The organism is Mycobacterium sp. 1165178.9, from assembly GCF_001673555.1.
Lineage (GTDB): Bacteria > Actinomycetota > Actinomycetes > Mycobacteriales > Mycobacteriaceae > Mycobacterium.
The window spans coordinates 1-1,719 of record NZ_LZMB01000522.1; the positions used below are offsets into that span (position 1 = coordinate 1).

Annotated in this window: 3 protein-coding genes and 2 pseudogenes; 2 read left to right on the forward strand and 3 right to left on the reverse strand. The window is 69.7% G+C overall.

Annotated elements, in window-relative coordinates; genetic code table 11:
- Together A5652_RS27845 and A5652_RS27120 are read left to right on the forward strand one after the other, a co-directional pair.
- A pseudogene (locus tag A5652_RS27845) lies at positions 1–90 on the forward strand (cyclic pyranopterin monophosphate synthase MoaC); the annotation flags it as partial.
- Positions 85–339, forward strand: a pseudogene (locus A5652_RS27120) (resuscitation-promoting factor RpfA); the annotation flags it as partial. The pseudogenes A5652_RS27845 and A5652_RS27120, both read left to right, overlap by 6 nt.
- A 92-nt stretch (positions 340–431) precedes the next feature.
- Here A5652_RS27120 and A5652_RS22325 read toward each other — a convergent pair.
- The 3 genes from A5652_RS22325 to moaC all read right to left on the reverse strand — a co-directional run.
- Positions 432–857, reverse strand: a complete 426-nt coding sequence (locus A5652_RS22325) for a molybdenum cofactor biosynthesis protein MoaE (RefSeq protein WP_067356905.1) — start codon at positions 855–857, stop codon at positions 432–434.
- Entirely contained in the window at positions 854–1,336 is a 483-nt protein-coding gene (locus A5652_RS22330) for a molybdenum cofactor biosynthesis protein B (protein ID WP_067356911.1), read from the reverse strand. Before A5652_RS22330 ends, A5652_RS22325 begins: the two co-directional genes overlap by 4 nt.
- On the reverse strand, positions 1,333–1,719 hold a 387-nt coding region (gene moaC, locus A5652_RS22335), incomplete at its 5' end, for a cyclic pyranopterin monophosphate synthase MoaC (protein WP_067356908.1). The genes moaC and A5652_RS22330, both read right to left, overlap by 4 nt.

The window sequence follows — 1,719 nt, forward strand, 5'->3', positions numbered from 1 at the left end:
GTGGCCGCCGGCGTCCTGCGCTCGTCTGCGCAAGTGCTGGCGCTGATCTCGACCGGCGGCCTCCCCAAGGGCGACGCGATGCCCCCCGCGCCTCCCGTGGACCTGCCGCCGGTTCCCCCGGCCGACGCCCCGCCGCCGGCCGACGCGATGCCGCCCGCACCTCCTGCGGACGCACCGCCCGTCGCGGACACGGACTTCCACGGTTTCGTGCCGGAAGGCATGCCGCAGCAGGCTTCCGAAGGTAACTACCTCGTGCAGCTGTGGGACGCGATCCGGGCCCAGGACGTTCACGGAAACGACGCGCTAGACGCTCTCGCTCAGCCGTCTCCCAACGCCTGACGCCGCCTTACTCCCCGCACGCCCCGAAACCCCTCCTTTTCGGGGCGTGTCGGGCTCGGCGCACCATGCCGGTGGCCCGCGGGCCTAGCGTGTCAGGCCGAGCCCACCCACTCTTCGGTTCCGTCGGCGAAGAATTGGTGCTTCCATACCGGTAGCCGGGCCTTGATTGTGTCCACCAGGTGCGCGCAGGTGGCGAATGCCGCCTGCCTGTGGTCGGCGGCGACGGCCGCAACCAGCGCCGCCTCTCCGATGCGCAGCGCGCCGACGCGGTGGCTGGCGGCGACGGCACGCACGCCGCTGGACTGCTCGGCGACCTCGGCCACCACCTCGGCGATGACCTGGTCGGCGGACGGGTGCGCGGAGTATTCCAGTCGCACCACCCGCCGTCCGCCGTCATGGTCGCGGATCATGCCGACGAACCCGACGATGGCCCCGGCCGACTGATGGCCCACCAACTCTTCATGCTCGGCCAGTGAAATCGGGTGCTCGGTCATGGCGGCGCGCACGACGAGCGTCATCGCTGGTGATCTTTGCCGGCGAGCTGGTCGAGTGCATGGTCCAGCACATCGGCGAGGACGCCGAGGCCGTCGCGAACCCCTCCGGGCGAACCAGGCAGGTTGACGATCAAAGTCTGGCCGGCAACACCGCACACCCCGCGCGACAGCACCGATGTGGGCACCTTCGGCAGGCCCGACTGGCGAATCGCTTCGGCCAAACCCGGAATCATGTAGTCGACGACGGCCACGGTGTGGTCCGGTGTGCTGTCGCTGGGCGAGATGCCGGTGCCGCCGGAGGTAATCACGACGTCGGCCTCGGCGTCGATCGCGGCACGCAGCGCGTCGCCGACCGGTGGCCCGTCGGCAACCACCTCTGGTTGGGGGGCCGAAAAGCCGCGCTCTGCCAGCCATTCGGCGATGATCGGGCCGCAGCGGTCGTCATACACTCCCGACGACGCGCGGGTCGAGGCGATGATGATGCGGGCGGAACGGGTGCTCATGGGCGCGCCCACCTTCCGGTTTTGCCGCCTTCCTTGCGCAGCACTCGAATGTCGTCGATTCGTGCGGCGGGGTCTACCGCCTTGATCATGTCGTAGAGCGTCAGTCCCGCGACGCTGACCGCCGTCAGCGCTTCCATCTCCACCCCCGTGCGGTCGGTGCTTCGCACCGTTGCGATGATTTCGACCTCAGACTCCCCCACGGTGAAGTCGATGTCGACCCCCGTGAGTGCGAGTTGATGACACAGCGGGATGAGTTCGCTGGTGCGCTTCGCGGCCTGAATGCCGGCTATCCGCGCGGTGGCCAGGGCGTCGCCCTTGGGGAGGCCGCCGGTCGAGATCAGCGCCAGCACTTGCGCAGACGAGCGCAGGACGCCGGCGGCCAC

Bases quoted from the DNA above. Each gene is read 5' to 3' on its own strand.
- A5652_RS22325 (WP_067356905.1), bottom strand. From the start codon at position 857: ATGACGCTCGTCGTGCGCGCCGCCATGACCGAGCACCCGATTTCACTG.
- A5652_RS22330 (WP_067356911.1), bottom strand. From the start codon at position 1,336: ATGAGCACCCGTTCCGCCCGCATCATCATCGCCTCGACCCGCGCGTCG.